At 60.1% G+C, this 278-nt stretch carries 1 pseudogene; it reads left to right on the forward strand.

From position 1 onward, the window contains the following. Positions 1 to 278, forward strand: a pseudogene (locus ACEN88_RS35370) (5'/3'-nucleotidase SurE); the annotation flags it as partial.

Genomic DNA, 278 nt, shown 5'->3' on the forward strand with positions numbered 1-278 from the left:
GTATAAGAGACAGGACCTCGATCTGCCACCGCGCACGGTACTGAACGTGAACATTCCCAACTTGCCGCTGGAGCATATCCGCGGTATCCAGCTGACCCGCCTGGGCCATCGCGCCCGCGCTGCTGCGCCGATAAAAGTGGTCGATCCGCGTGGTAAATCCGGTTACTGGATCGCTGCAGCGGGGGACGCCGAGGATGGCGGCCCGGGCACCGATTTCCATGCGGTGATGCAAGGCTATGTTTCAATCACGCCACTGCAACTGGATCGCACCTTTAATG

The sequence above is a fragment of the Massilia sp. CT11-108 genome (assembly GCF_047302915.1).
GTDB classification, from domain to species: Bacteria; Pseudomonadota; Gammaproteobacteria; order Burkholderiales; family Burkholderiaceae_D; genus Telluria; species Telluria orientalis.